Origin of the sequence: Streptomyces sp. NRRL F-2580 (assembly GCF_000720115.1) — a bacterium.
Lineage (GTDB): Bacteria > Actinomycetota > Actinomycetes > Streptomycetales > Streptomycetaceae > Streptomyces.
The window spans coordinates 1-227 of sequence record NZ_JOIR01000136.1 but is presented as its reverse complement, the minus strand read 5'-3'; the positions used below and the strand labels follow the sequence as shown (position 1 = coordinate 227).

Below are 227 nucleotides of genomic sequence, written 5' to 3'. Positions count from 1 at the left end.
GCGGCAGACATGCTCGGCACCACCCAGGGCTTCCTCCGTGCCCTCGGAGAGGCCCGCCTGATCACCCCGCTCCGCTCCGAGGGCGGCCACCGCCGCTACTCCCGCTACCAGCTGCGCATCGCAGCCCGCGCCCGGGAACTCGTCGACCAGGGCACCCCCATCGAGGCCGCCTGCCGCATCATCATCCTCGAAGACCAGCTCGAAGAAGCCCAGCGCATCAACGCCGA

The 227-nt window shown here is 70.9% G+C and carries 1 protein-coding gene; it reads left to right on the top strand.

Translation table 11 applies throughout. The features are described 5' to 3' along the window. On the top strand, positions 1-227 hold a 227-nt coding region (locus tag IF88_RS0139785), incomplete at both ends, for a MerR family transcriptional regulator (RefSeq protein ID WP_030724572.1).